Source organism: Actinomycetospora sp. (assembly GCF_036497245.1).
Lineage (GTDB): Bacteria > Actinomycetota > Actinomycetes > Mycobacteriales > Pseudonocardiaceae > Actinomycetospora.
The window spans coordinates 1-23,379 of the sequence record NZ_DASXJS010000018.1 but is presented as its reverse complement, the minus strand read 5'-3'; the positions used below and the strand labels follow the sequence as shown (position 1 = coordinate 23,379).

The 23,379-nt window shown below is 74.6% G+C and carries 25 protein-coding genes; 12 read left to right on the top strand and 13 right to left on the bottom strand.

Going from position 1 to position 23,379, the window contains the following annotated elements; all coding sequences use genetic code 11:
- Positions 1–9: 9 nt before the first annotated feature.
- Positions 10–777: a phosphosulfolactate synthase gene (locus tag VGI02_RS02745; protein WP_331625716.1), complete on the bottom strand. Its 768-nt coding sequence runs from the start codon at positions 775–777 to the stop codon at positions 10–12.
- Positions 778–899: 122 nt separating this feature from the next.
- Here VGI02_RS02745 and VGI02_RS02740 point away from each other — a divergent pair, with 122 nt between their 5' ends.
- The 6 genes from VGI02_RS02740 (at position 900) to VGI02_RS02715 (ending at position 8,408) form a co-directional block, all read left to right on the top strand.
- Positions 900–2,207: an FAD-dependent oxidoreductase gene (locus VGI02_RS02740; protein ID WP_331625715.1), complete on the top strand. Its 1,308-nt coding sequence runs from the start codon at positions 900–902 to the stop codon at positions 2,205–2,207.
- 10 nt (positions 2,208–2,217) lie between these two features.
- Positions 2,218–3,126 carry a CoA transferase subunit A gene (locus tag VGI02_RS02735; RefSeq protein WP_331625714.1) on the top strand — a complete coding sequence of 303 codons (909 nt, stop codon included), beginning with the start codon at positions 2,218–2,220 and terminating at the stop codon, positions 3,124–3,126.
- On the top strand, positions 3,123–3,992 hold the full coding sequence (locus VGI02_RS02730) for a CoA-transferase (RefSeq protein ID WP_331625713.1): 870 nt from the start codon (positions 3,123–3,125) through the stop codon (positions 3,990–3,992). The genes VGI02_RS02735 and VGI02_RS02730 overlap by 4 nt, the downstream gene beginning before the upstream one ends.
- Positions 3,989–5,968, top strand: a complete 1,980-nt coding sequence (locus VGI02_RS02725) for an acetate--CoA ligase family protein (RefSeq protein ID WP_331625712.1) — start codon at positions 3,989–3,991, stop codon at positions 5,966–5,968. The genes VGI02_RS02730 and VGI02_RS02725 overlap by 4 nt, the downstream gene beginning before the upstream one ends.
- A 176-nt stretch (positions 5,969–6,144) precedes the next feature.
- Positions 6,145–6,768, top strand: coding sequence for an MEDS domain-containing protein (locus tag VGI02_RS02720; protein ID WP_331625711.1), 624 nt, complete (start codon positions 6,145–6,147; stop codon positions 6,766–6,768).
- Positions 6,765–8,408, top strand: a complete 1,644-nt coding sequence (locus tag VGI02_RS02715; protein ID WP_331625710.1) for a PucR family transcriptional regulator — start codon at positions 6,765–6,767, stop codon at positions 8,406–8,408. The genes VGI02_RS02720 and VGI02_RS02715 overlap by 4 nt, the downstream gene beginning before the upstream one ends.
- A gap of 9 nt (positions 8,409–8,417) precedes the next feature.
- On the opposite strand, the gene VGI02_RS02710 is transcribed toward VGI02_RS02715, so the two are convergent.
- The 4 genes from VGI02_RS02710 to purD all read right to left on the bottom strand — a co-directional run bounded on the left by VGI02_RS02710 (position 8,418) and on the right by purD (position 12,694).
- A complete protein-coding gene (locus VGI02_RS02710) occupies positions 8,418–9,548 on the bottom strand; it encodes an aminotransferase class I/II-fold pyridoxal phosphate-dependent enzyme (RefSeq protein ID WP_331625722.1) in 1,131 nt (376 codons plus the stop codon).
- Positions 9,549–9,661: 113 nt separating this feature from the next.
- Positions 9,662–10,882 carry a transglycosylase SLT domain-containing protein gene (locus tag VGI02_RS02705; RefSeq protein ID WP_331625709.1) on the bottom strand — a complete coding sequence of 407 codons (1,221 nt, stop codon included), beginning with the start codon at positions 10,880–10,882 and terminating at the stop codon, positions 9,662–9,664.
- A gap of 7 nt (positions 10,883–10,889) precedes the next feature.
- Positions 10,890–11,270, bottom strand: coding sequence for a hypothetical protein (locus VGI02_RS02700; RefSeq protein ID WP_331625708.1), 381 nt, complete (start codon positions 11,268–11,270; stop codon positions 10,890–10,892).
- A gap of 161 nt (positions 11,271–11,431) precedes the next feature.
- Positions 11,432–12,694: a phosphoribosylamine--glycine ligase gene (gene purD, locus VGI02_RS02695; RefSeq protein ID WP_331625707.1), complete on the bottom strand. Its 1,263-nt coding sequence runs from the start codon at positions 12,692–12,694 to the stop codon at positions 11,432–11,434.
- Positions 12,695–12,832: 138 nt separating this feature from the next.
- Here purD and VGI02_RS02690 point away from each other — a divergent pair, with 138 nt between their 5' ends.
- Positions 12,833–14,044: a glycerophosphodiester phosphodiesterase family protein gene (locus VGI02_RS02690; protein ID WP_331625706.1), complete on the top strand. Its 1,212-nt coding sequence runs from the start codon at positions 12,833–12,835 to the stop codon at positions 14,042–14,044.
- Here the strand turns inward: VGI02_RS02690 and VGI02_RS02685 are convergent.
- The gene (locus VGI02_RS02685) at positions 14,041–14,355 is read right to left on the bottom strand and encodes a UBP-type zinc finger domain-containing protein (RefSeq protein ID WP_331625705.1); all 315 of its coding nucleotides are present in this window, start codon (positions 14,353–14,355) and stop codon (positions 14,041–14,043) included. The genes VGI02_RS02690 and VGI02_RS02685 overlap by 4 nt on opposite strands.
- A 10-nt stretch (positions 14,356–14,365) precedes the next feature.
- Entirely contained in the window at positions 14,366–15,652 is a 1,287-nt protein-coding gene (locus VGI02_RS02680; RefSeq protein ID WP_331625704.1) for an adenylosuccinate synthase, read from the bottom strand.
- A 102-nt stretch (positions 15,653–15,754) separates the two neighbouring features.
- Here VGI02_RS02680 and VGI02_RS02675 point away from each other — a divergent pair, with 102 nt between their 5' ends.
- Both VGI02_RS02675 and VGI02_RS02670 read left to right on the top strand, forming a co-directional pair.
- Positions 15,755–16,516, top strand: a complete 762-nt coding sequence (locus VGI02_RS02675; RefSeq protein ID WP_331625703.1) for a hypothetical protein — start codon at positions 15,755–15,757, stop codon at positions 16,514–16,516.
- A 149-nt stretch (positions 16,517–16,665) separates the two neighbouring features.
- Positions 16,666–16,911, top strand: coding sequence for a hypothetical protein (locus VGI02_RS02670; protein WP_331625702.1), 246 nt, complete (start codon positions 16,666–16,668; stop codon positions 16,909–16,911).
- Positions 16,912–16,933: 22 nt separating this feature from the next.
- On the opposite strand, the gene VGI02_RS02665 is transcribed toward VGI02_RS02670, so the two are convergent.
- Together VGI02_RS02665 and fbaA are read right to left on the bottom strand one after the other, a co-directional pair.
- Positions 16,934–17,374 carry a DUF3151 domain-containing protein gene (locus VGI02_RS02665; protein WP_331625701.1) on the bottom strand — a complete coding sequence of 147 codons (441 nt, stop codon included), beginning with the start codon at positions 17,372–17,374 and terminating at the stop codon, positions 16,934–16,936.
- Positions 17,375–17,461: 87 nt separating this feature from the next.
- Positions 17,462–18,496, bottom strand: coding sequence for a class II fructose-bisphosphate aldolase (gene fbaA / locus VGI02_RS02660; RefSeq protein WP_331625700.1), 1,035 nt, complete (start codon positions 18,494–18,496; stop codon positions 17,462–17,464).
- Between the two features lie 279 nt (positions 18,497–18,775).
- Here fbaA and VGI02_RS02655 point away from each other — a divergent pair, with 279 nt between their 5' ends.
- The 3 genes from VGI02_RS02655 to VGI02_RS02645 all read left to right on the top strand — a co-directional run bounded on the left by VGI02_RS02655 (position 18,776) and on the right by VGI02_RS02645 (position 21,014).
- The gene (locus tag VGI02_RS02655) at positions 18,776–19,513 is read left to right on the top strand and encodes a SigE family RNA polymerase sigma factor (protein ID WP_331625699.1); all 738 of its coding nucleotides are present in this window, start codon (positions 18,776–18,778) and stop codon (positions 19,511–19,513) included.
- Positions 19,514–19,642: 129 nt separating this feature from the next.
- Positions 19,643–20,209 carry a hypothetical protein gene (locus VGI02_RS02650; protein WP_331625698.1) on the top strand — a complete coding sequence of 189 codons (567 nt, stop codon included), beginning with the start codon at positions 19,643–19,645 and terminating at the stop codon, positions 20,207–20,209.
- A gap of 55 nt (positions 20,210–20,264) precedes the next feature.
- Entirely contained in the window at positions 20,265–21,014 is a 750-nt protein-coding gene (locus tag VGI02_RS02645) for a DedA family protein (RefSeq protein ID WP_331625697.1), read from the top strand.
- Positions 21,015–21,023: 9 nt separating this feature from the next.
- Here the strand turns inward: VGI02_RS02645 and VGI02_RS02640 are convergent, their stop codons facing one another.
- The 4 genes from VGI02_RS02640 to VGI02_RS02625 all read right to left on the bottom strand — a co-directional run.
- A complete protein-coding gene (locus tag VGI02_RS02640) occupies positions 21,024–21,698 on the bottom strand; it encodes a TrmH family RNA methyltransferase (RefSeq protein ID WP_414638178.1) in 675 nt (224 codons plus the stop codon).
- Positions 21,695–22,282, bottom strand: a complete 588-nt coding sequence (locus tag VGI02_RS02635; protein WP_331625696.1) for an orotate phosphoribosyltransferase — start codon at positions 22,280–22,282, stop codon at positions 21,695–21,697. Before VGI02_RS02635 ends, VGI02_RS02640 begins: the two co-directional genes overlap by 4 nt.
- Positions 22,283–22,319: 37 nt before the next feature.
- The gene (locus VGI02_RS02630) at positions 22,320–23,114 is read right to left on the bottom strand and encodes an SDR family NAD(P)-dependent oxidoreductase (protein ID WP_331625695.1); all 795 of its coding nucleotides are present in this window, start codon (positions 23,112–23,114) and stop codon (positions 22,320–22,322) included.
- On the bottom strand, positions 23,111–23,379 hold a 269-nt coding region (locus tag VGI02_RS02625), incomplete at its 5' end, for a hypothetical protein (protein ID WP_331625694.1). The genes VGI02_RS02625 and VGI02_RS02630, both read right to left, overlap by 4 nt.

Below are 23,379 nucleotides of genomic sequence, written 5' to 3'. Positions count from 1 at the left end.
TTCACGGCTTCACGGCGCTGTCGGCTCGACGGCGGTGTCGGCGCGCAGGCCCAGGCGCAGCGTCTCCAGGGGCAGGACGTCGTCGGGGGCGATGTTGCCGAGGTTGACGTCGGCGCCGAACCGGCGGACGAACCACGCCTGCTGGGCCTTGGCGGGCGCCTCGAAGATCACCCGCTCGACGGGGACGGCCGCGGCCAGGTCCTCCACCAGGGCGACGCGCACCGCGCCGTCGCCGTCGTAGATCCCGACGGTGCCGGACTCGCGGCCCTCGGCGATCACCCACGCGGCGCCCGCGGCGAGGTCGGCGGTCATCTCGTCGGCCCATTCCGCCGCGGCGACGGGTGCGGCGGCGTCCTTCGCCCCGGCCTCCGCGAGGACCGTGAAGTCCTCGGCGAGCTCGGCGACGAGCGCGCACTGGGCACCCGGACCCATCCAGCCGAGGCCGTTGGACACCTCGAGGGCGTCGATCCCCTCACCGGCCGCCCACCGGCGCAGCGCGGTCAGCTCGCCCTGCGCCGCCGCGATCTCGACGAGCGTGCCACCGAGGCAGACGAGGATCCCGGCACGCTGGTAGGCGGCCACCCGCTGTTTGAGGGCCCGGTCCAGGTAGCCGATCCCCCAGCCGATCTTCACCACGTCGACGAGGTCCGCGGCGGTCGTGAGGAGACCGTCGACGACGGCGATCGGGGCCCCCTTGTCGAGGACGTGCGTGATCCCGGCCGACCGGGGCTTTCCCGCCCGATCGGGCAGCCTCAGGAACTCCGGGCGGTCCCACACCGGAGGGAATCTACGGCCGCCGATGTGGTCCGGGCCTCGTCCCCGGCGGACCAAGACCCGGGTGTTCTTCGGCCGACCGGGATGTGCCGAGGGCCACACGGGCCGCCGTAGCGTTCCCGTCCGTGGCCGGTCGGCTCGTGGTTCTCGGCGGTGGCGCCGCGGGCATGTCCGCGGCGTCCGCGGCCCGCCGGGTCGACCCGGAACTCGAGATCGTCGTCCTCGAGACGACCGGTTTCGCGGCGGCGGGACTCTGCGGCCTGCCCTACCACCTCGCGGGGCTCGTCCCGCAGGCCGAGGACCTCGTCGCCTACCCGCCGTCGTTCTTCCGTGAGCGCCGCGGGATCGACCTGCGGCTGGGCACCGAGGTGCTCGGGGTGGACGCCGACCGGCGGCTCGTGCACCACGACGGCGGCCCGCCGCTCCAGTACGGCGCGCTCGTCGTCGCCACTGGCGGCCGGCCCGCGACGATCCCGCTGCCGCGACCCGCGGACCGCCCCGGTTTCGTCGTGCGCACGGTCGAGGACACGGTCGCGCTGCGCGCCCTCGTCGACGGCGGCGGCGTGCGCCGGGCGCTCGTGATCGGCGCCGGCTACATCGGTCTGGAGACCGCCGAGGCGCTGACCGCCCGCAGCGTGGCGGTCACCGTGGCCGAGCGGATCGACCGGGTGCTTCCGACCACCGTCGACCCCGAGATCGCCGCGGTCGTCGAGGAGCACGTCCGCACCCACGTCGACCTGCGGCTGGGCACCGACGCCATCCCCCTCGCCGCGGACCGGTCGCTCGACGTCGTCGTGACCTGCACGGGCGTCCGGCCCGCGGCGGGCCTGCTCGCCGACGCCGGGGCCCGGACGGGGCCGGGCGGCGCGGTGCTCGTCGACGACCGGATGCGCACCTCGCTGCCCGGGGTGTGGGCGGCGGGCGACTGCGTCGCGCCGTACCACCGGGTGCTCGGCGCACCCGCGTTCGTCCCGCTGGGACCGACGGCGAACAAGACCGGGCGGGTCGCGGGCACCGTGGCGGCGGGCGGCGACGCGCGGTTCGCCGGGATCGTCGGCACCGCCGTTGTCAAGGTGTTCGACCTCGAGGTCGCCCGCACCGGACTGACCCTCGCGGAGGCCAGGACCGCCGGTCTGCCCGCGATCGCCGCGGACGTCGTGAGCCGCAGCCGCGCCAAGTACTACCCCGGCGTGCGGCCGCTGCACGTCCGCGTGGTCCACGAACCGGGCGGTCGGCTGCTCGGCGCGCAGTTCGTCGGCACCGAGGGAGCGGCCAAACGGGTCGACGTGGTCGCCACCGCACTGCACGCGGGGCTCTCGGTCGACGACCTCGCCGACCTCGACCTCTCCTACGCCCCGCCCTACGCGCCGGTCTACGACCCCGTGATCACCGCCGCCCTCGCCGCGCAGCGCGAGACGGCGGCCGCGCCGTGAGGACCCCGCGATGAGCGCGTTCCATCTCGGCGGTGACAAGCGCGCCTCGCTGGCCGAGGCGGCCGCGCGGGTCGGCGACGGAGCGCTGGTCGCCCTCGGCGGCGGGCTCTGCGCGCGACTGCCCATGGCGCTGGTCCGTGAGCTCGTGCGGCAGGGCCGCCGCGGTCTGCACCTGGTCGGCTCGGCGCACAGCATCGACGTCGACCTGCTCGTCGCGGTCGGCGCCGTCGCGGTCTGCGAGGAGAGCTACGTCGGCTTCGAGCAGGACCTCGGGCTCGCGCCTGCGTTCCGGCGGGCCGCCCGCGACGGCGGCATCGAGGTCCGGGAGAGCTGCTGCGCGACGATCCTCGCGCAGCTGCGGGCCGCCGAGGCGGGTGTGCCGTTCACGCCGGTGCGCGGGGTCAAGGGGACCGACGTCGAGGGCCTGCACCCCGAGTACGCCCGGATGCGCTGCCCGTTCACCGGCGAGGAGCTCGTCGTCGTGCCTCCGCTGCGTCCGGACGTCGCGCTGCTGCACGCCCCGCTCGGGGACGCGCACGGCAACCTGCACCTCGACCAGCCGTACGTGCTCGACGAGCGCTTCGCCCACGCCTCGGCGCAGGTGGTCGCGACGGTGGACCGGATCGTCCCGACCGCGGAGCTGGTCGGCGAAGGCGTCGTGGTCCCCGGCCACCTGGTCGCGGCCGTCGCCGAGGTGCCCTACGGCGCACACCCGTCGTCGTGCTACCCGGGCTACGCCTACGACCGGCCGCACCTCGCGGCCTACCTCGCCGCGGCCACGGCGGGCGGGACGGCCCTGGAGGACTACCTCGCGCGGTACGTGCACGTCGACGAGGACATCTACGCCGAGGACGTGGACGCGGGGCGGCTCGCGGGGTGGTCGTCGTCGACCGGGGCCTGGCAGGAGCTGTTCCGGTGAGTTGGAGTCTCGATACCGGACACGAAGCGCAGCGGAGCTGGACCATCGACGAGGCGTTCGTGGTGGCGCTGGCCCGGACGATCGCGGACCGGGAAGCCGTCTTCCACGGGTTCGCCAGCCCGTGCGCGCAGGTCGCGATGCACGTCGCGAAGCGCACCCACGCCCCGGACTCCCTGCTGATCGAGGGCGCGACGTACGCCGTCGACCCGGTCCCGGTCTTCGTGCCCCCCACCGGGAACGACCTCGCGCTGCATCGCGACGCCGTCTACCGGATGCGCTTCGAGGAGTTCTTCGACGCCGCCTGCCGCGGGGCGGTGGACCGGATGTTCCTCTCCGGCGGCCAGATCGACGCCTACGGCAGCACCAACGTCACCGCGATCGGCGGGATGCCGCACCCGAAGATCAAATTGGGCGGTGGCGGCGGTGGCGGGAACATCTCGGCCAGCATCGGCGCGCTGACCGTCTGGACCTCGCGCCACCGCGCGGGGCGGACCCTGGTCGCCGACCTGGACTTCCTCACCGACCTCGGACACCGCACCCGGGAGGGCTCGCGCGCCGACCTCGGCTACACCGGTGGGGGTCCCCAGTGGCTGATCACCGAGCTGGGCGTCTTCGACTTCGACCTCGACGCGGGCGGGCACGCCCGGCTGCGCGCGCTGTGGCCGGACGTCACCGCCGACGACGTGGCCGCGGCGACCGGCTTCGAGCTGCGGGTCGCCCTCGACGGCGCGGACGGCCTGCTGGATCCGCCGTCCGAGGCCGAGCTGGGCGCGGTGCGCGCGGTCGACCCGCTCGGGGTGCGCCGCTCGGAGTTCGCCGAGCCCGAGCTGGAGCGCACCTTCTCGGCGGGGGTGGGGGCCCGATGAGCCTCCTCGAGGCCCTGTTCTCACCGCGCCGCGTGGCCCTGGTCGGAGCCTCGGACCGGCCCGGCAGCCTCGGTCAGGTGCTGGCCGCGAACCTCGCGGACTTCCCCGGCGAGGTGGTCCCGGTTCGCGGCGGGGAGTCGTTGCGCGACGTGGCCGGGCCGATCGACCTCGCCGTCGTCTCCGTGCCCGCGAAGGCCGTGCCCGCGGTCGCGGCCGACGCGGCGGCCGCGGGCGTCGCGGCGATGGTGGTGCTCTCCGGGGGCTTCGCCGAGACCGGCCCGGACGGCGCCGCGCTGCAGGCCGAGCTGGTGGCGGCGTCCGGGACGGTGCGCGTCGTCGGCCCGAACTGCTTCGGCATCCAGAACTGCGACCTGCCGCTCAACGCCTCGATGGCGACCGGGCTCCCGGACGGCGGCGGCGGGATCTCGCTGATCAGCCAGTCGGGGGCCTACGGGATGGCGATCCGGACGCTCGCCGTCGACGAGCGCACCCGTTTCGCGAAGATCCTCGCGCCCGGCAACACCTGTGACGTGACGATCGCGGAGCTGCTCGACGAGCTCTCCGGCGATCCCTCGACGCGGACACTCTGCTTCCTGCTCGAGTCGCTGACCGACGGGCGCGCCTTCGTCGAGACCGCGCGGCGCGCCGGTGTCGCGAAGCCCGTCGTCGTCGCGAAGACCGGGCGCTCCGCGGCCGGGGCGCGGGCGGCCGCATCGCACACCGCGGCACTGGCCGCGACGGAGCGGGTCTGGCAGGGGGTGTTCCGGCAGGCCGGGATCGTCGAGGTGGCCTCCGGGCAGGAGCTGCTCGACGTCGCGCGGGCGCTCGACGGCCAGCCCCGCCCGGCCGGGAACCGGGTCGCGGTGATCACGAACTCCGGTGGGGTGGGCGTCGAGCTGTGCGACCTGCTCGCCGACGAGGGCCTGACCGTCCCGGCGCTCTCCGACCGGCTCCAGGAACGGATCCGGGCGACCCTGCCCGCCTTCGCGAGCCCGGTGAACCCGGTGGACGTGACGCCGGTGTGGTCGCGGTTCGCCGAGCTGTACCCGGCCCTGACGGATCTGCTCGCGCGCAGCGGCGAGGTCGACGTCGTCGTCCCCGTGCTGCTGCAGCGCGCGGCGATGGACGCCGCGACCGCCGAGGGGCTGCGGGACACCGTGGCCGCGCTGCGCGCCGACGGGGTCGAGGTGCCGGTCGCGGTGTGCTGGGTCGCGCCGCGCGACGCGCGCCCGAACGCCGACCTGCTCCAGGAGAGCGGTGTGCCGTGCTTCGACTGGCCGGCGAGGACCGCCCGCGCGCTCGGCCACGCGCAGCGCTGGGCCCGCACCCGGGAGCGGCGCCTGCCCGCGACCCGGCCGGTGACCCGGGTCGAGGCGCCGCCCGCGCTGGACCCGGAGGCGGGCGCGGCGTTCCTCGCGCGGTTCGGGGTGAGGACGGCGACCTCGGTGGCCTGCGCCGACGCTGCCGCGGCGGTCGCGGCCGCCGACGCGTTCCCGGTGGTCGTGAAGATCGCGAGCGCGGCGCACCGCACGGAGCTGGGCGGGGTCCGCGTCGGGCTGTCCTCGGCCGAGGAGGTCCGGGCCGCGGCGGACGAACTACTCGCACACGGACCGGTGCTCGTCCAGCCGCAGCTCGCGGGGGTCGAGGTGGCCGTCGGCGCGGTGCGCGACCCGGTGTTCGGACCGGTGGTCATGGCGGGGCTGGGTGGCATCTGGATCGAGGTGCTGGCCGACGTCGGCTTCGCCCTCGCCCCGCTCGACCGGGCCGACGCGCGCGAGCTGCTCACGGGGTTGCGCGGGTACGCGCTGCTGACCGGGGTACGCGGCGCGGGGTCGGTGGACCTCGACGCGCTGGCGGACGTGATCGTCGGGGCCGGCGATGCGCTCCTCGCGGCCGCGGGCGTCTCCGAGATCGATCTCAATCCGGTGCTCGCGACCCCGGGCGGCGCGGTCGCGGTGGACTGGAAGCTCACCTGAGCGGGCCGGCGACATCGTCCGGCGGGGACGAGATCGGACCCGGGTTCCGTCCCCCGCGGCCGAGGTCGTTCGTCCGCACCGGCCCGTAGCGTCCTGCTCGGATCACCACCGTGCGGACCTGTCCGGACACCTGTCCCCGGCAGTACGGTATGTGATCCAGGGCACAGGGGTTGGCGATGACGGCATCGATGACGATGGGGCTTCCCGGTGTGCGGTTGACGCCGGGCGATCACATCTGTGCCTTCTTCCGCGGCCCGCGGGAGCGCGACGCGCTGCTGGTGCCCTATCTGCGCGAGGGCCTGCGGGCCGGCGACATGTGCCTGTGCGTCACCGACGACCCTGCCGACACCGCCGTGAGCGACCTCGTCCTCGAGTCGGCGTCGGACCCCGAGCTCGCGCGCGGCCGGCTGCGGTCCACGGACTCCGAGTCGACCTACCTCGCCGACGGCTGCTTCGTCATCGACCGGATGCTGGGCTTCTGGGAGACCGAGGTCGGCGGCGCGGTGGTGCGCGACGGTTTCGCGGCGGTGCGCTCGGTCGGGGAGATGACCTGGGCCCTGAGCGGGCGCCCCGGCGTCGAGGGCCTGCTCTCGTACGAGGCACGGCTCAACGACTTCCTTCCGCGCTACCCGCTGGTGGCCCTGTGCCTGTACGACCTCGAGCGGTTCAGCGACGGCGAGGTCGTCGTCGAGATCCTGCAGACCCACCCCGCGGTGCTCATCGGCGGCGAGCTCGTCGAGAACCCCTGGTACACCGATCCCCACGACTACCTCGGCCGGAGACCGGCCACCGCGTCGTGATCTCCGCGCCGCCGGACCGGGCGGAGCGCGAGCTGCTCTCGAGCATGCGGAGCCTGCTCCTGCTCGGGAAGATGATGGCCGAGGGCGCCGACGAGAGGCAGATCGTCCTGCTGGCGAGCGGGGCGGCCCCGTCGCTGGCCCGGTGCGAGTTCGCGCAGGTGGTGCTGTCCGGCGACACGGGCATGCGGGACCTCGCCGTCGAGATCGCGGGACTGGAGCCCTCCGGCGGGCAGGTCCGGGTGCCCGGCATCGCGTACGGCTGGGCCTGGCCGTTGCGGCGCACCGACGAGCCGCTCGGGCACCTCGTGGTCGGGGGTCCCGCCGAGTTCTCCGGCGAGGAGACCTTCCTGCTGCGGGCACTGGCCCAGCAGACCGGGGACGCCCTGGCCAACCGCCGCCTGCACTCCCAGGAACAGGCCACCGCCGCCACCCTCGTCGCGGTCAACGACCGGCTCCGCGGCACGGTCGAGGCGCTCCGTCGGAGCATGGACATCCACTCCCGCCTGACCGCCGTCGCCGTGTCCGGCGAAGGGCAGGACGGGATCGCCCGGGCGGTGCACGACCTGACCGGGCTGGGCGTGGCCATCGAGGACCGTCACGGCAACCTCCAGGCGTGGGCAGGCCCCGACCGGCCGTCGCCGTACCCGAAGGACCTGCCCGCCTGCCGGGAGCGGCTGATCGCCCGCGCCGCCCGCGAGGCCCGGCCGCTGCGCCACGGCGCCGAGGTCCTCGCGCTCGCGCACCCGCAGGGCGACACGCTCGGCGCGATCGTGCTCCACGACCCGGAGCGGCGCGCGGGCGAGGCCGAGCTCATGGCCCTCGAGCACGGCGCCACGATCCTCGCGATGGAGCTCGCGCGGGTGCGCAGCCTCGCCGAGAGCGAGCTGCGACTGCGCCGCGACGTGGTCGACGAACTGCTCGGCGGCACCGACGAGGAGTCCAGCCTCGCGCGGGCGATGGCCCTCGGGTACGACCTGCAGCGACCGCACCGCGTCGTCGTCGTCGAGGGGCACGGGCGGGTGCGCGACGACGACGCCTTCTTCCAGGCCGTCCGCCGGGCCGCGCGCGACGAACCTGCCGGGACCCTCGTCGTCGCGCGCCGCGACGAGGTGGTCCTGCTCGCCGACGGCGAGCCCGACTGGGAGCACCTGCGGCGCTCGGTGTTGCGCGAGATCGGGGGCGGCCGCGCGCGGATGGGGGTCGGACAGCGGTGCGAGCAGGTCGGCGACTTCCCGCGCTCCTACCGGCAGGCACGCCTGGCGCTGCGGCTGCCCGCGCAGGCGGAGTGGGACGACCGGGCGATCCGGTTCGACGACCTGGGCGTCTACCAACTGCTCGTCGGGATCGAGGACCTCGGGGAGATCGAGCGGTTCGTGCAGCACTGGCTGGGCAAGCTGCTCGCCTACGACGCGAGCCGGGGCTCGGAGCTGGTACGCACCCTCGCCCACCACCTCGAGCGCGGCGGGAACTACGAGCTGACCGCGAAGTCGCTCATCGTGCACCGCAACACGCTCAAGTACCGCCTCCAGCGGATCCGCCAGATCGCCGAGGTGGACCTCGGTGACCCCGACGTCTGGTTCAACCTGCACCTGGCCACGCGGGCCTGGCGGACGCTGGAGGTCCTGGGCGCGAAACGGTGAGCCGTCCCGCTACAGCGTCGGGAGCCAGCGGCCCAGCCGGGCCAGCGCCTCGCGGACGTCGTCGGTGGCGCCCGCGAACGAGAGCCGGATCCAGGTGTGGCCGTCGACCGGGTCGAAGTCGATCCCCGGCGCCACCGCCACCCCGGTCTCGGCCAGGATGCGCTTGCCGAACGCGAGCGTGTCGTCGGTGTGGTGGCCGACGTCGGCGTAGACGTAGAACGCACCGTCGGCCGGGGCGAGCCGCGTGAGCCCGATCCCGGGCAGCCCCTCGAGCAGCAGCGCGCGGTTGATCGCGTACCGCCCGACGTGGGAGTCCGCCTCCGCGTACGCGGCGTCGGTGAACGCGGCGAGCGCCGCGGCCTGCGCCGGCACCGGCGCGCACACGGTGAAGTTCCCGGAGATCACGTCGACGGCCCGGCGCAGTCGCTCGGGCACCAGCAGCCAGCCGAGCCGCCAGCCGGTCATGGACCAGTACTTCGAGAACGATGTGACGACGACCGCCTCGTGGCTGGTGTTCCACGCCGTCTCCGAGGCCGGGCTGGACGCCCCGGGGTCGTACTCGATGCCGTGGTAGATCTCGTCGCTGATCAGCTGGGTGCCGTGCTCGTCGCACCACCGCGCGAGCGCGGCCAGCTCCACGGGATCGATGACGGTCCCGGTCGGGTTGGCGGGGCTCGCGACGATCAGGCCGGCCGGCGCCTCGTCGAGCTCCTCGAGCATCGCGACGGTCGGCTGGAACCGGGTCTCGGGGCCGGTCGGCAGTTCGACGACGCGGCAGCCGAGGCTCGCGAGGATGTTGCGGTAGCAGGGGTACCCGGGGCGGGCGAGGACCACGGTGTCGCCCGCGTCGAACGCCGCGAGGAAGCTCAGCAGGAACCCGCCCGAGCCGCCGGTGGTGACGATGACGTCGTCGGCGGTCACCGTCGGATCGCCGTAGCGGCGGCGGTGGTGCGCGGCGATCGCCTCGCGCAGCGCCGGGACGCCGAGCGAGCCCGAATAGCCCAGGATCTGCTCGTCGAGCGCGGTGGCAGCGGCGTGGCGGACGTCGACCGGCGCCGGGGTGGACGGCTGGCCGGCCGAGAGGTTCACCAGGTCGCCGTGGGTGCGCTGGCGCTCGCCTGCCGCGGCCCACACGTCCATCACGTGGAACGGCGGGACCTGGGCGCGACGGGCGGGTTGCCGGACGGGGCGCGCGATCGTCACGTGTCCACCCTGGCACAGCGCCCCGGGTCGGCTCGGGGTCCGCTCGGTGATCAGTACCCGACGTAGGAGCCGCCGCGGGCGAGCGCCTCGACGCCCGGCACGTTCGACACCGACCCGTACCGCTTGATGGCGTACCGGACCCCCGCGATGATGTTGTCGATCGGGTCGTGGATGTCGCCGTGGCCGGGCAGCTTGTTCGCGTCGAAGGTCGGGCCGATCGTCTGCATCAGGCCCTGCGACGGCGTGCCCTTGTCGGCGTTCGAGTCCCAGCCGTTGGAGGCGTCCGGGTCGCCGCCGGACTCGTGGTCGATGATCGTCGCGATGTCGTCCGGGTTCATCTTGTCCGTGGGGATCCCGTGCTCGGCGAGGATCGCGGTCGCCTGACGGACCCAGTCGCCGACCTGCCCGGACGGCCCGCCACCGGGTCCCGGCGACTCGGCCCCGTCCGCGTTCCCGCCGGTGCCCCCGTCCGCGGAGCCCCCGTCCCCGGTGTCCTGGTCCCCGGTGTCCTGGTCCCCGGTGTTCTGGTCCCCGCTGTGCTCGTTCGTGCCCGAGCCGTCCTCCGAGCCGCTGCTCCCGGTGCCCGACCCGCCGTCGTCGTCCCCCGGGTCGGTGATCCGCGCCGACCGCACGGGTTCGTCGGCGCCGATCGTCGCCTGCTGCCGGTCGGCCCACCGCGACGAGGCGCCGGAGGCGGAGGACACGCCCGCGTCGGGGGACCGCAGCCGCGACCACCCGGTCATGGCTCCGGTGAGGGCGCGTAGCCGCCGGGCCGAGGCGGCGACCTCGACCTCGACGCGGTCGAGCGCGTCCTGTGCCCTGGCGGTGGGCCCGGCGACCGCCGTCCGGACCTCGGCGACGGTCGGCGTGCCGAGCGCCCCACCGCGGGAGTGTGCCGCGTCGAGGGCGTCCGAGACGTGGCCCGCGACCTCGTCGCGCAGGCCCTGCAGCGTGCGGCCCAGGTCGGCGAGCTCGCGCTGCGCCGCGCGGGCGGCGTCTCCGGTGCCCGCGCCGGCACGGGTGAAGTCGCCGGCGTACCGGGCGAAGGCGTCGGCGCCGGGACCCTGCCAGGCCCGCGCGACGTCGTCGCCCCCGCTCGCGACCGCCCGCATCGAGTCGTCCATCCCGTCGGCCAGCGCCGCGAACCGGCGGCCGAGATCGCTCAGGGCCGTGGCGTCGACCTGATCCACACGGTCGGCGATCGCGAGCAGCGCCTCCGTACCCGGAGTCGCCTCGAGCGCGCCCACGACGTCGTACCCCCAGCCCGCCACGGAGCACTCACCGCAGGGCGGCCAGCGCGCCCAGTCCCGACGGCGAGGTGTTCCGCGTGCCCGAGGGGAGCCCGCTCGCGCCGCGTGTCACCGCACGCACCCCGCGCGCCCCGTCCGCGTCGGCACCCTGCATCGAGCGCAACGTGGCGTCGAGCGCGCGGTCGACCTCGTCCATCCGGGCCCCACCCGCGGTGAGCTCGCTCTCGAGGGCGGCACGCAGGTCCGCGAGCGCCCCGGTCAGGGCACCACCTGCGGCGAGCCCGTCCACCCCGAGCTCCGACGCCCCGGCGCCGAGCAGGTCGGCGAGCGCCGGGATGCGGCGGGACTGCGCGGCCGCGGCGACGCGCGCCTGCTCGATCGCGGCGGAGCCGTAGACGAGGTCGGGCATGCCGGCGAGCGTAGGTCGGCGACCCCGGCCTCGGTGGCGGTTCGGCACAACTCGGGCGGACCCGGAACACGAGGATGTGGAGCTAGTGACGTCCAGTGTCCTAGCGACGCGCATCGAGCACGCCGATAGGGCATCGCTGACCGGTTGGGAGGACAGGCACATCAGCCCGGAACGGCGATCCGGCCCTCGATCGCGGCCCGCGCGATGTCGGTGCGGGCGTGGCCGCCCGGCAGGTGCACCGCGTCGAGGATCGCGTAGGCGTCCGCCCGAGCGTCCTCGAGCGTGGCCCCCGTCCCGACCACCGAGAGGACCCGGCCGCCCGCGGACACCACCGCTCCGTCGTCGCGCCGCCTGGTGCCCGCGTGCAGCACCCCGTGGCCGTCGGCACCGGTGATCACCTCGCCCGTCCGCACCGATCCGGGGTAGCCCTCCGCCGCCACCACGACCGTCACGGCGTACCCGTCGGCCCAGCTCGGCGCGGGCTCGGCGCCGAGCCGGCCGGTGGCGGTCGCCAGCAGCAGCGACGACAGCGGGGAGCGCAGCAGCGCGAGCACGGCCTGTGTCTCCGGGTCCCCGAAGCGGGCGTTGAACTCCACCACCTGGGGTCCGGTCGAGGTGAGGGCCAGTCCCGCGTAGAGCAGCCCCGAGAACGGCGTCCCGCGCGCCGCCATCTCCGCGGCGACCGGGCGCACGATCCGCTCCACGATGTCGTCGACGAGCGAGGACGGCGCCCAGGGCAGCGGCGCGTAGGCCCCCATCCCGCCGGTGTTGGGGCCGGCGTCGTCGTCGCCGAGGCGCTTGGCGTCCTGGGCGGGGAGCAGGGGGACCACGTCGGTGCCGTCGACGCAGCAGAACAGCGACACCTCGGGGCCGTCGAGGAACGACTCGAACAGGACCGGGTGGCCCGAGTCGAGCAACGTCATCGCGTGGGCCCGGGCGTCGTCGTACCCGGAGGTCACGAGCACGCCCTTGCCCGCGGCGAGGCCGTCGTCCTTGACCACCCAGGGCGCGCCGAAGCGCTCCAGCACCGCATCCAGCCGGGCCGGGGTGTCGACGATCTCGGACGTCGCGGTCGGCACCCCGGCCGACGCCATGACGTCTTTCGCGAAGGCCTTCGAGCCCTCGATCCGCGCGGCGGCCGCGGTGGGCCCGAAACAGGGGATGCCCGCCTCGCGCAGGGCGTCCCCGACGCCCGCGACCAGCGGGGCCTCGGGCCCGACGACGACCAGGTCCGCCCGCCAGCGCCGGGCGAGGTCGACCACGGCGGGTCCCGAGGTCGGCTCGGCCAGCCCGGGATGTTCGGCGAGGCCTGCGGTGCCGGCGTTGCCCGGGGCGGCCGCCAGGGCCGTCACGACCGGATCCGCGGCGAGGGCGAGCAACAGGGCGTGTTCGCGGGCTCCGGACCCGACGACCAGGACGCGCACGGCCGCCGACCCTACGGGGCCGCGGCCGGCGTCACCGTCCCAGCCCGGTGCGCCGCCGGGGACGCACCCTCCCGGTGTTCACCCGGTGGTCGCCGTCCCGGGTGGCGGACGGTGGCGTCGCCGGGAAACGATCCGTCCATGGAGATCACCCGCCGCGCCGCGTTCGTGACCGCCGGTGGCCTCGCGGCCGTCGGGATGGCCGCCTGCTCGAACGCCGCGCCCGGACCGGGCGTGGGCGGGGTCCCCAGGTCGGGAGGCGCCTCCACGGCCGGCTCCGGCGGAGCGGTCCCGGCGGCCGGAGCAGCCCCGTCGGCCGGGGCGGGCCCGACGCCTCCGGGCCCGGGTCGCGCGGCCGTGACGATCGTGGGCCATCGCGGGGCCTGCGGGTACCGCCCGGAGCACACCGTCGAGTCGTACTCGCTGGCCGCGCGCTTCGGCGCGGACGCGGTCGACGTGGACCTGTGCTCGACCCGTGACGGTCATCTGGTCGCCCGGCACGAGCCGGAGATCGGCGGGACGACCGACGTCGCCGCCCACACCGAGTTCGCCGCCCGCCGCACCACCAAGGTGATCGACTCCGTACCGACGACGGGGTGGTTCACCGTCGACTTCACCCTCGCCGAGCTCAAGACCCTGCACGCCGTCGAGCGCATCCCGGCGACCCGCCCCCACAACACCCTCTACGACGGGCGCGACGAGATCCTCACGTTCGACGAGGTCCTCGACCTCCTCGACGACCTCTCCCGCGGGCGGGGCCGGCGCGTCGGCATCCTCCCCGAGGTCAAGCACGCGACGTTCCACTCCTCGATCGGGCTGCCGATCGAGCCGACCTTGGTCGACACCCTCCGGCGGCGGGGTCTCGCGGACGACCCGCAGGTGATCATCCAGTCGTTCGAGACCGCCGACCTCAGGGCGCTGCGGACCCAGCTCGGCTGCCCGCTGCTCCAGCTCGTCGACGTGGCGGGGGTGGCGCCCGCCGACCTCGTCGCCGCGGGGGATCGCCGCACCTACGACGACCTCGTCAACCCGGCGGGCCTGCGGGAGATCGCGTCGTACGCCACGTGGATCGGGCCGACGAAGGAGCGGGTGATCACCCCGACCGGCACGCCCACCTCCCTGGCCGCCGACGCGAGGGCCGCAGGCCTGAAGACGATGCCCTTCACGTTCCGCAACGAGAACGAGTTCCTCCCGCCGACGCTGCGCCGCGGTGAGCAGCCCGGTCAGGCCCCCCAGGCCGCGCCGAGGTCGACCTACGGCGACGCGTTCGCCGAGTACGCGCAGTACCGCGCGCTCGGCGTCGAAGGCCTCTTCAGCGACAACAGCGACACCGCCATCGCCGCCTGGAGCTAGTGGACCCCGTCCCTCGAGGCCACGAGGGGCAGGAGGCGGCGGTCGACGTAGCACCACCGCCAGGACTCGCCCGGCTCGAACGACTGCATCACCGGATGACCGGTGGCCTCGTAGTGCTCCGTGGCGTGCCGGTACGGGCTGGAGTCGCAGCAGGCGACGTGCCCGCACGTCACGCACATGCGCAGGTGGGCCCACACGTCGTACCCGGCCTCGCGACAGTCCGGGCAGATCAGCCCCGGGCTCTCGGGCTCGACCGCCGGGGTGGGCTCGTCGAGGTCCTTGGAAGCGATGAGGTGTTCACAGGCGCCCACCTTCACCAGTCTAGGTGACGGCGCCCCGTGTGATGGTCTCGTCCCGCCCCGGGCCGACCCCGATCGCCGAGACCCGCGCCAGCGAGAGCTCCTCGATCCGCTCGACGTAGGCCCGCGCGGCCGCCGGGAGGTCGTCGAACGAGCGGCAGGCCGAGATGTCCTCGAACCAGCCGGGCAGCCGCTCGTACACCGGCTTGGCGTGGTGCAGGTCCGACTGCGTCATCGGCATCTCGTCGACCCGCTTGCCGTCGATCTCGTAGCCCACGCAGATCGGGACCTCGCGCAGGCTGGAGAGCACGTCGAGCTTGGTCAGGAAGATGTCGGTGAGCCCGTTGACCCGCGTCGCGTAGCGCGCGATCACCGCGTCGAACCAGCCGCAGCGCCTGCTGCGCCCGGTGGTCACGCCGAACTCCCCGCCCTGCTTGCGCAGGTACTCGCCGTCGTCGTCCAACAGCTCGGTCGGGAACGGTCCGGACCCGACGCGCGTCGTGTAGGCCTTGAGGATCCCGATGACGCGGCCGATGCGGGTGGGTCCGATCCCGGAGCCCGCCGACGCCCCGCCCGCCGTCGGGTTCGACGAGGTCACGTAGGGATACGTGCCGTGGTCGACGTCGAGCAGCGTCCCCTGCGAGCCCTCCAGCAGCACCGTCTCCCCGCGCTCGAGGGCCTGGTTGAGCGCGAGCCGGGTGTCGGCGATGCGGTGGGCGAACCCCTCGGCCTGACCGAGCACCTGGTCGGCGACCTCGTCGGGGTCGAGGGCCCGACGGTTGTAGACCTTGACGAGGATCTGGTTCTTGAGATCGAGGGCGGCCTCGACCTTCTGGCGGAGGATCTTCTCGTCGAGCAGGTCCTGCACGCGCACGCCGACCCGCGCGACCTTGTCCTGGTAGGCGGGCCCGATGCCCCGACCGGTGGTGCCGATCTTGGACTTGCCGAGGAAGCGCTCGGTGACTTTGTCCATCGCCACGTGGTACGGCATGATCATGTGCGCGTCGGCGGAGATCAGCAGCTTCGAGGTGTCGACGCCCTGGCCCTCGATCTCGGCGAGCTCCTCGAGCAGCACCCCCGGATCCACGACGACGCCGTTGCCGATCACGTTCGTGACCTCGGGCGTCAGGATCCCGCTCGGGATGAGGTGCAGCGCGAACTTCTTGCCGTCGGGCAGCACGACCGTGTGCCCCGCGTTGTTGCCACCCTGGTAGCGGACGACCCAGTCGACCTCGCCACCGAGGATGTCGGTGGCTTTGCCCTTGCCCTCGTCGCCCCACTGGGCGCCGATGAGGACGATGGCAGGCATGTGACACTCCCTGGGTTCCCGTGCTCGTGCAGTCGATCTCGCACGGTGCACCCGCTCGGCGTCATCCGATGGCCCATCCGTGCACCCGAAGGGTAGTCGTAGTTGTCCGCCGATCCGACACCACGGTCCTCCACCCCCGGGCCGTTCGTGGTGCTGACCTGCGGAGATGTCGCCCCGGACCGATGGGGCCACGACCTCGGCGAGGTGCTGGGCGGTTCGACCGAAGTCCTGGCCGTCCCCCGGGCACCCGGGCGCGCGGACGTCGACCCGCTCCTCGACCGGCCGGGGCTGCGCGGGCCGGGCCGGCTCGTCGTCGCGGGCGGGGACGACGACCTCGCCGCGGTCCTGGTGCGCCTGCTGCGCCGCGAGCGCCTCGACGTGCCGGTGGCCTTCCTGCCCTCGTCGTCGTCCGAGGCCGCGGCGGTCTGGGGCCTGCCCACCGATCCGCGTCGCGCACTCGACCTGGCGCGCGACGGGGCCCCCGCGCCCGCCCCGCTCGTCCGGGACGACCACGGCGGGGTCGTGGTGGGGGCGCACCGCGTGGACGCCTTCGACGGCGTCGTCTACTGCGACGAGCGCGAGGTCCTGCGGGGCGAGGCGGCCGGCCTCGTCGTCCGCCCCGATCCCGACGGGGGGCCCGTGGAGGTCGGCGGCGTGGCGGTGACCGTCACCCGGCGGCGGCGACTCGGCGGCCTGCTCCGGGGTGCCGAGCGCGGAGACCGCGGACGGGCCGCGACCATCGGCTGCCGCCCCGCGGCGCTCACCCGCGACGGCGTCGTCGACGACCGCCGGATCGAACGCCGCAGCTGGTACCGGCACACCGCCGACTGGACCCTCGTGCGCCCGACCCGTACCGAGACGTGACGCACGGTGAAGGCCCCGTCGCCCCCGGTCCGGGGCGCACGTGGGTGATAGGTGATCCGTAGCACACCTGTCGTAATCACACTGCACCGATCGGAGCGACCTGCCCGCCGAGAGGTTCCACCCCCGGCGGACCGGGGTACGTTCAGATCATGCTGGTCGCGGTCCTCATCCCGGTACTTCTCCTGGTCGCGACCATGCTCATGGAGAAGTTCGAGACGCGGCTCCTGGACACCCGGACCCACCGGCGTCCGGTGCGCGGACCGCTGCGGCTGGAAGCCGCGCCCACCCGGCCGATCGCACAGCGTCACCTGCAGTCGGTGACCGAGCCGGCGCCGATCGTGCTCGACGCCGGCCCCGTCCGGGTCGTCGACCAACTCCTGCCCCGGGCCTCCTGAGCCGACCCCCTCCCGCGACGGCTCAGACGACGCCGAGCACCGAAGCGGCCTTCGGGTCGCAGTCGTCGAGCAGGTCGCGGCACCGCGCGGCCTCGTCGGCCTCACCGATCGTCGCGCTCGCCCGGGCCAGCACCGCGACCGCACGCAGGAAGCCCTGGTTGGGCACGTGGTCGACGGGCACCGGGCCGAAGCCCTTCCACCCGTTGCGCCGCAGCTGGTCGAGCCCGCGGTGGTATCCGGTGCGCGCGTAGGCGTAGGCCGCGATCGTGCCCCCGGCGTCGAGCGCGCGCTCGGCCAGCGTGGCCCACGCGGCGCTCGAGGTGGGGTGGTCCGCCGCGACGGCGGCCGGGTCCTCGCCCGCGTCGAGCCGCCCCTGGGGGCCGCGGTCGGGGGGCAGGAGGGTGGGCTGGGGGCCCAGGAGGTTGTGGCCGTGGTCGGCTGCGGGACCGGTCGGGATGGACATGCCCCGATGGTCCCACCGGGCCCGCTCCCGGACCTGCACGAGGGGAACCTCCGGGCGACCGGGGTTCCCCTCGCGCGGGGCGGCCGGTTACGTGCCCAGCGTCTGTCCGGTCGAGCGGAGGTTCTCGCAGGCGGTGGTGACGCGGTCGGCCATCGACTGCTCGGCGGCCTTGAGGTAGCTGCGGGGGTCGTAGGCCTTCTTGTTGCCCACCTCGTCGTCGACCTTGAGCACGCCGTCGTAGTTGGTGAACATGTGGCCGGCGATCGGCCGGGTGAAGGCGTACTGGGTGTCGGTGTCGACGTTCATCTTGATCACGCCGTAGTCCAGCGCCTCGTGGATCTCCTCGAGCAGCGAGCCGGACCCGCCGTGGAAGACCAGGTCGAACGGCTTCGAGCCCTGGGGCAGACCCAGCTTGCGGGTCGCCACCTCCTGGCCCTGCTTGAGGATGTCGGGGCGCAGCTTGACGTTGCCCGGCTTGTAGACGCCGTGGACGTTGCCGAAGGTGGCCGCGAGCAGATAGCGGCCCTTGTCCCCGACGCCGAGCGCGTCGACGGTGGCCTCGTAGTCGCCGGGGGCGGTGTAGAGCTTGTCGTCGCTGGCGGCGGAGATGCCGTCCTCCTCGCCCCCGACGACGCCGATCTCCACCTCGAGGATGATGTTCGCCTTGACCGCCTCCGCCAGCAGGTCCTGGGCGATGTCGAGGTTCTCGTGCAGCTCGACCGCCGAGCCGTCCCACATGTGGGACTGGAACAGCGGCGGCTTCCCCGCGGCCACGCGCTCCTGGGAGATCGCGATCAGCGGTCGGACGAAGGAGTCGAGCTTGTCCTTCGGGCAGTGGTCGGTGTGCAGCGCCACGTTGATGTCGTACTTCTCGGCGACGACGTGGGCGAACTCGGCCAGCGCGGACGAGCCGACGACCATGTCCTTGACCGAGAGGCCGGAGCCGAACTCCGACCCGCCGGTGGAGAACTGGATGATGCCGTCGCTGCGCGCCTCGGCGAACCCGCGGAGCGCAGCGTTGATGCTCTCCGACGAGGTGCAGTTGATGGCCGGGTACGCGAAGCGGTTCGCCTTCGCCCGGTCGATCATCTCGTTGTAGACCTCGGGGGTCGCGATCGGCATGAGGTGGCTCCCTGGTCGGCGCGGTGCGCTTTCTGCGGTTGCGGACCCGGACGACGCCGGGTGCGGGCCTGGTCCCCGGGCCGTGGGTGCACGCCCGGCGCGCGCAGTATGCCCGCCCGGACGGGTAGGGCGCTCCCGTCGTGACATGGGCGAACGTCACCCGTGTCCGACCCGGTGACGGCCCCTCCTCCGGAGCAGTGGTGCCGACCCCGCGTCACCACGCCGGGGCCGCGCTCCTCCGGCCCGAGGCAGTCGGAGGGCTGGGCTATCGTCGGGGGCGTGGTCGAGCCGGTGGAGAGCGCGATCGAGCGGACGCTGGGCAGCCTGCGCGCGCTGGACGCGGTGACGGGGGCGGAGGCCTCGGTCGCCCACCCCGCCGCGCCACCCGCCCCCCGGCAGGATTCGGGGTCCTCACACGGCCGGCCCGCGCCCGCCCGGCCCGGCCCGGGTCACCCCGCCTCGGGCAGGCCCGGTCCGCCCGCGCCACCCCCCGGCCCCGGCCCGTGGCCCGCCCCCGAGGCCGCCCCGGACGGCCCGCGGACCCTGGAGGATCTCTACCGGGAGCACCGGATGCGTTTCGTCCGGCTCGCGATCCTGCTGGTGGACGACCCGGCGACCGCCGAGGACGTCGTCCAGGAGGCGTTCACCGGGCTGCACCGGCACTGGACGGGGCTGCGCGACGAGAACGCCGCGCTCGGATACCTGCGCACCGCCGTCGTCAACGGCTCCCGCTCGGTGCTGCGACGCCGCCGGACGGCGCGCGAGTACACCCCGCCGCACACGGCGGACGCCCGCTCGGCCGAGTCCCTGGCCATGCTCTCCGCCGAGCACCAGGCGGTCGTGTCGGCGCTGGGCCAGCTGCCCCGCCGTCAGCGCGAGGTCCTCGTCCTGCGCTACTACGGCGGGCTGTCGGAGGCCGAGATCGCCGACGCCACCGGGATCAGCCGCGGCACCGTGAAGTCCACCGCCAGTCGCGGGCTGGACGCCATCTCCAAGATCGTCGGCGTCGGGCCCTGAGCCCGGTCACTGCCGTTGCCCCGTCGGGCGGAGCCCGTACGGCCGTTCGGCGCCGTCCGCCGCGGCCAGGCCACCGCTGTCCCCCACGACCCTGGGGTCCGTCGGTGGCCGCCGCTACCATCGCCCGCGATGAGTGACGAGCGGCTGCTGTCCGAGGCGTTGCGGGCCCACGCCGCAGGTGGCGTGTCGACGCCGCGCACCGACGCGCCCGCGCCGCCGTCCGGGACCCCCGGCCCGGGGTCCGGCGAGCAGGAGGATCAGGCCGCGGGCGGTCGCCGTCGACGGTTCCGTCCGCTCGGCCGCGTGAAGCGCGGGGAGACACCCCAGGACCCGGCCACGACGCGTCACGAGATGGGGCGTCCCGACGTGCCCGCGCCGCGCTCCGCAGGCCCGCCCCTCCCGCCGCCCGCGTACCTGCGCAGACCGATGCCCCCGGCCTCGCCGACCGCTCCGGTGCGCTCCGGGCCGTCGTCGGCCCCCTTCGGGACGCCGACCGGGCCCGCGCGTCCCTACGGCCCGGCGTCCCGTCCCACGGCCCCGCCCCGCCCGGCCCCGGCCGGCGTCACCGCCGCCCCCGCCGAGGGCTACGTCCCGTGGAGCGCGGCCACCGTGACCTGGTGGAGCGCGGTTGCCGTGCTGGCCGGAGGCGTTGTCGGCGGGGGGATCGGCGTGCTCTCGCTGCTGCTGCCCGCCTGACCCGTTCGGACCTCGCGGCCGTCCGCACATCGTCACCTCACGGGCGCCCAGTACCGTGGCCCGTGTGACGCCCCCTGACGCCACCACCCTGGTCGCCCTCGGTCCGCAGTGGCTCGACCCGAGCTACATCATCTCCAGCCTCGGACCCTGGGCCCTGCTCGGCGTGGCGCTCATCCTGTTCGCGGAGTGCGGCCTGCTCATCGGGTTCTTCCTGCCCGGCGACTCGCTGCTCTTCATCACCGGCCTCGCCGCCACGACCGGGCTCATCGAGACTCCGCTGTGGCTGGTGTGCGTGGTGCTCATCGTCGCGGCCTTCGCCGGCAACGTCTCCGGCTACTACATCGGGCGGGCCGCCGGGCCGGCTATCTTCGACAAGCCGAACTCCAGGCTCTTCAAGCGCGAGAACGTCGAACGGACCCAGAAGTTCTTCGACAAGTACGGCAACCGGGCCATCGTCCTCGGCCGTTTCGTGCCGATCGTCCGCACCTTCATCACCGTGATGGCGGGCGTGGGGCGCATGGACGCCCGTCGTTTCCTGATGTTCTCGGCGATCGGCGCCGTGCTCTGGGCCGCGGGCGTGACGCTGCTCGGCGCCGTGCTCGGCCAGTTCGACGTCGTGAAGAACAACATCGAGGCGATGCTCATCCTCGTCGTCGTGATCTCGCTGGTCCCGATCGCGATCGAGGCCCTGCAGGCGCGTCGCGAGCGCAAGCTGGGGGCCTCGAACCTCGCCGAGGAGGCCCTCGACGGGGCGAACGGCGACGACGCGCCGACCACCCGGATCCAGCGCCCGCCGCAGCACTGAGCCGGGTGTCTAGGGAGCCCCGTGCTCGCGGATCCAGGCGTGCATGGCGATACCGGCGGCCACGCCCGCGTTGATCGAGCGGGTGGACCCGAACTGGGCGATCGAGACCACCAGGTCCGCGGCCGCCACGGCCTCCGCGGTGAGGCCCGGTCCCTCCTGACCGAACAGGAGCACGCAGCGGCGGGGCAGCGCCGCGGTCTCCAGCGGCGCCGCGCCCGGCCCGTTGTCGACCGCGACGATCGCGAGCCCCTCGTCCCGGGCCCACCCGGCGAGGTCGGCGACGTCCGGGTGGTGCATGACGTGCTGGTACCGGTCGGTGACCATCGCCCCCCGCCGGTTCCACCGGCGTCGCCCGACGATGTGCACGGCGGCCGCGGTGAACGCGTTGGCGGTCCGCACGACAGTGCCGATGTTGGCGTCGTGGCGGAGGTTCTCGATCGCGACGTGGAACGGGTGCCTGCGGGTGTCGAGGTCGGCGACGATCGCCTCGCGCCGCCAGTACCGGTACCGGTCGACGACGTTGCGCCGGTCGCCCGCCGCGAGCAGTTCCGGGTCGAGGCGCGGGTCGTCCGGCCACGCGCCCGGTCCGCCCGGCCAGGGGCCGACCCCGACCTCCCGGTCGGGCTCGCCGGACGCCCACTCGGTCGGCCCGGGCTCGTCCTCACCGGTCAGCCGAGAGGTCACGCCAGGCCGAGGTCGGAGAGCCCGAGCAGCGAGCGGTAGGGCACGCCACGGCCCTCGATCACCGCGGCCGCCCCGGTGGCCCGGTCCACGATCGTCGCGACCCCGACCACCTCGGCGCCGGCCTCCCGCAGCGCGTCCAGCGCCGTGACCGGGCTGTCGCCGGTGGTCGAGGTGTCCTCGACGACGAGGATCCGACGCCCGAGGACGTCCGGGCCCTCGATGCGCCGCTGCATGCCGTGGGCCTTGGCCTCCTTGCGCACGACGAACGAGTCCACCGGCGCTCCGGGGGCGTGCATGATCGCGGCGCCCACCGGGTCGGCGCCCATGGTCAGCCCGCCGGCGGCGTCGTAGGCCCAGTCGGCGGTCATCTCGCGCAGCAGCCGACCGATCAGCGGGGCGGCCTCGTGGTGGAGGCTGATCCGCCGCATGTCGACGTAGTAGTCGGCCTCCCGCCCGGAGGACAGCGTGACGCGGCCGTGCACGACGGCGAGCTCACGGGCGAGGACGGCGAGGCGGTCGCGGGCGGCGGGGTCCACGTCCGGGCCGCCGCCGACGGCGGCCCGCGTGGTGAGGGCGTCGCTCATGGCCGTCATTCTCCGCCGGGTCGCGACGGCGGAGGGTTCAGCCCCGTCCGGACGCGCTGCGCCGGGCCAGGACCTGCACCACCCGCAGCGGAGCGAGGCGGCTGACGACGACGATCGCCTTGTAGACCGCCCCGGGGATGGAGAGCGCCTTGCCCTTCGCGAAGTCCGCGAGCGCGTCGGCGACGACCCGGTCCGCCTCCAGCCACAGGAAGCCCGGCCCGGTGCGGTCCTGGCCGAGCCGCGCGTGGAACTCGGTCTTCGTGTAGCCCGGGCACAGCGCCATGACGTGCACCCCGGTGCCGGCGACCGACATGAACAGGTTCTGCGACAGCTGGGTCAGGTAGGCCTTGCCCGCGCCGTAGACCGAGCCGCGGCCCGGGAGGAAACCGGCGACGCTCGACAGGTTGATCACGCCGCCGCGGCCCCGTTCGACCATCCCCGGCAGCGCCGCCCGGCACAGCAGCAGCACGCAGGTGACGTTCACCGCGTGGTTCGCGGCGAGCACAGCGGGGTCGGTCCGGACGAACTCGCCCGCGGTCGCGTACCCGGCGTTGTTGACGAGCAGGTCGACCGGCGCCTCGTCGTCGGCGGGCTCCGCGAGACGGCGCTCGACGCGGGCGCGAGCGGTCGCGTCGGCGAGGTCGGCCACCAGGACGTCCGCGCGGGTCCCCCGGGCGGCGAGCCGGTCGGCGAGGGCCCGCAGCCGTGCCTCGTCACGCGCCACCAGCACGAGGGCGTACCCCTGGCCGGCGAGCTGGACGGCGAACTCGGTGCCCAGGCCGGAGCTGGCGCCGGTGACGAGGGCGGTCGGGCGCGAGGAGGCTCCCGTCATCGACCGCGGAAGGGACCGCTGCGCCAGGTGCTGCCCTTCGACGAGCGCGGCTCGGACGGGGCCTCGGTCCCGGGGTCGTCCTGCTCGAGGTCGTAGGGGATGTCCCCGGGACGGTCACGGTGGGTCGGCTCGGAGCCGCCGCGCGAGAACGGGCTGGCGTCCTCGTCGCCTGCCGCGAACCGCTCCAGCTGCTCGTCGTAGTCCTCGTCGTCGTCCGCGTCGCCCGTGTCGGGGCGGCCGGATCCCCGACCGGCGTCCCGCTCCG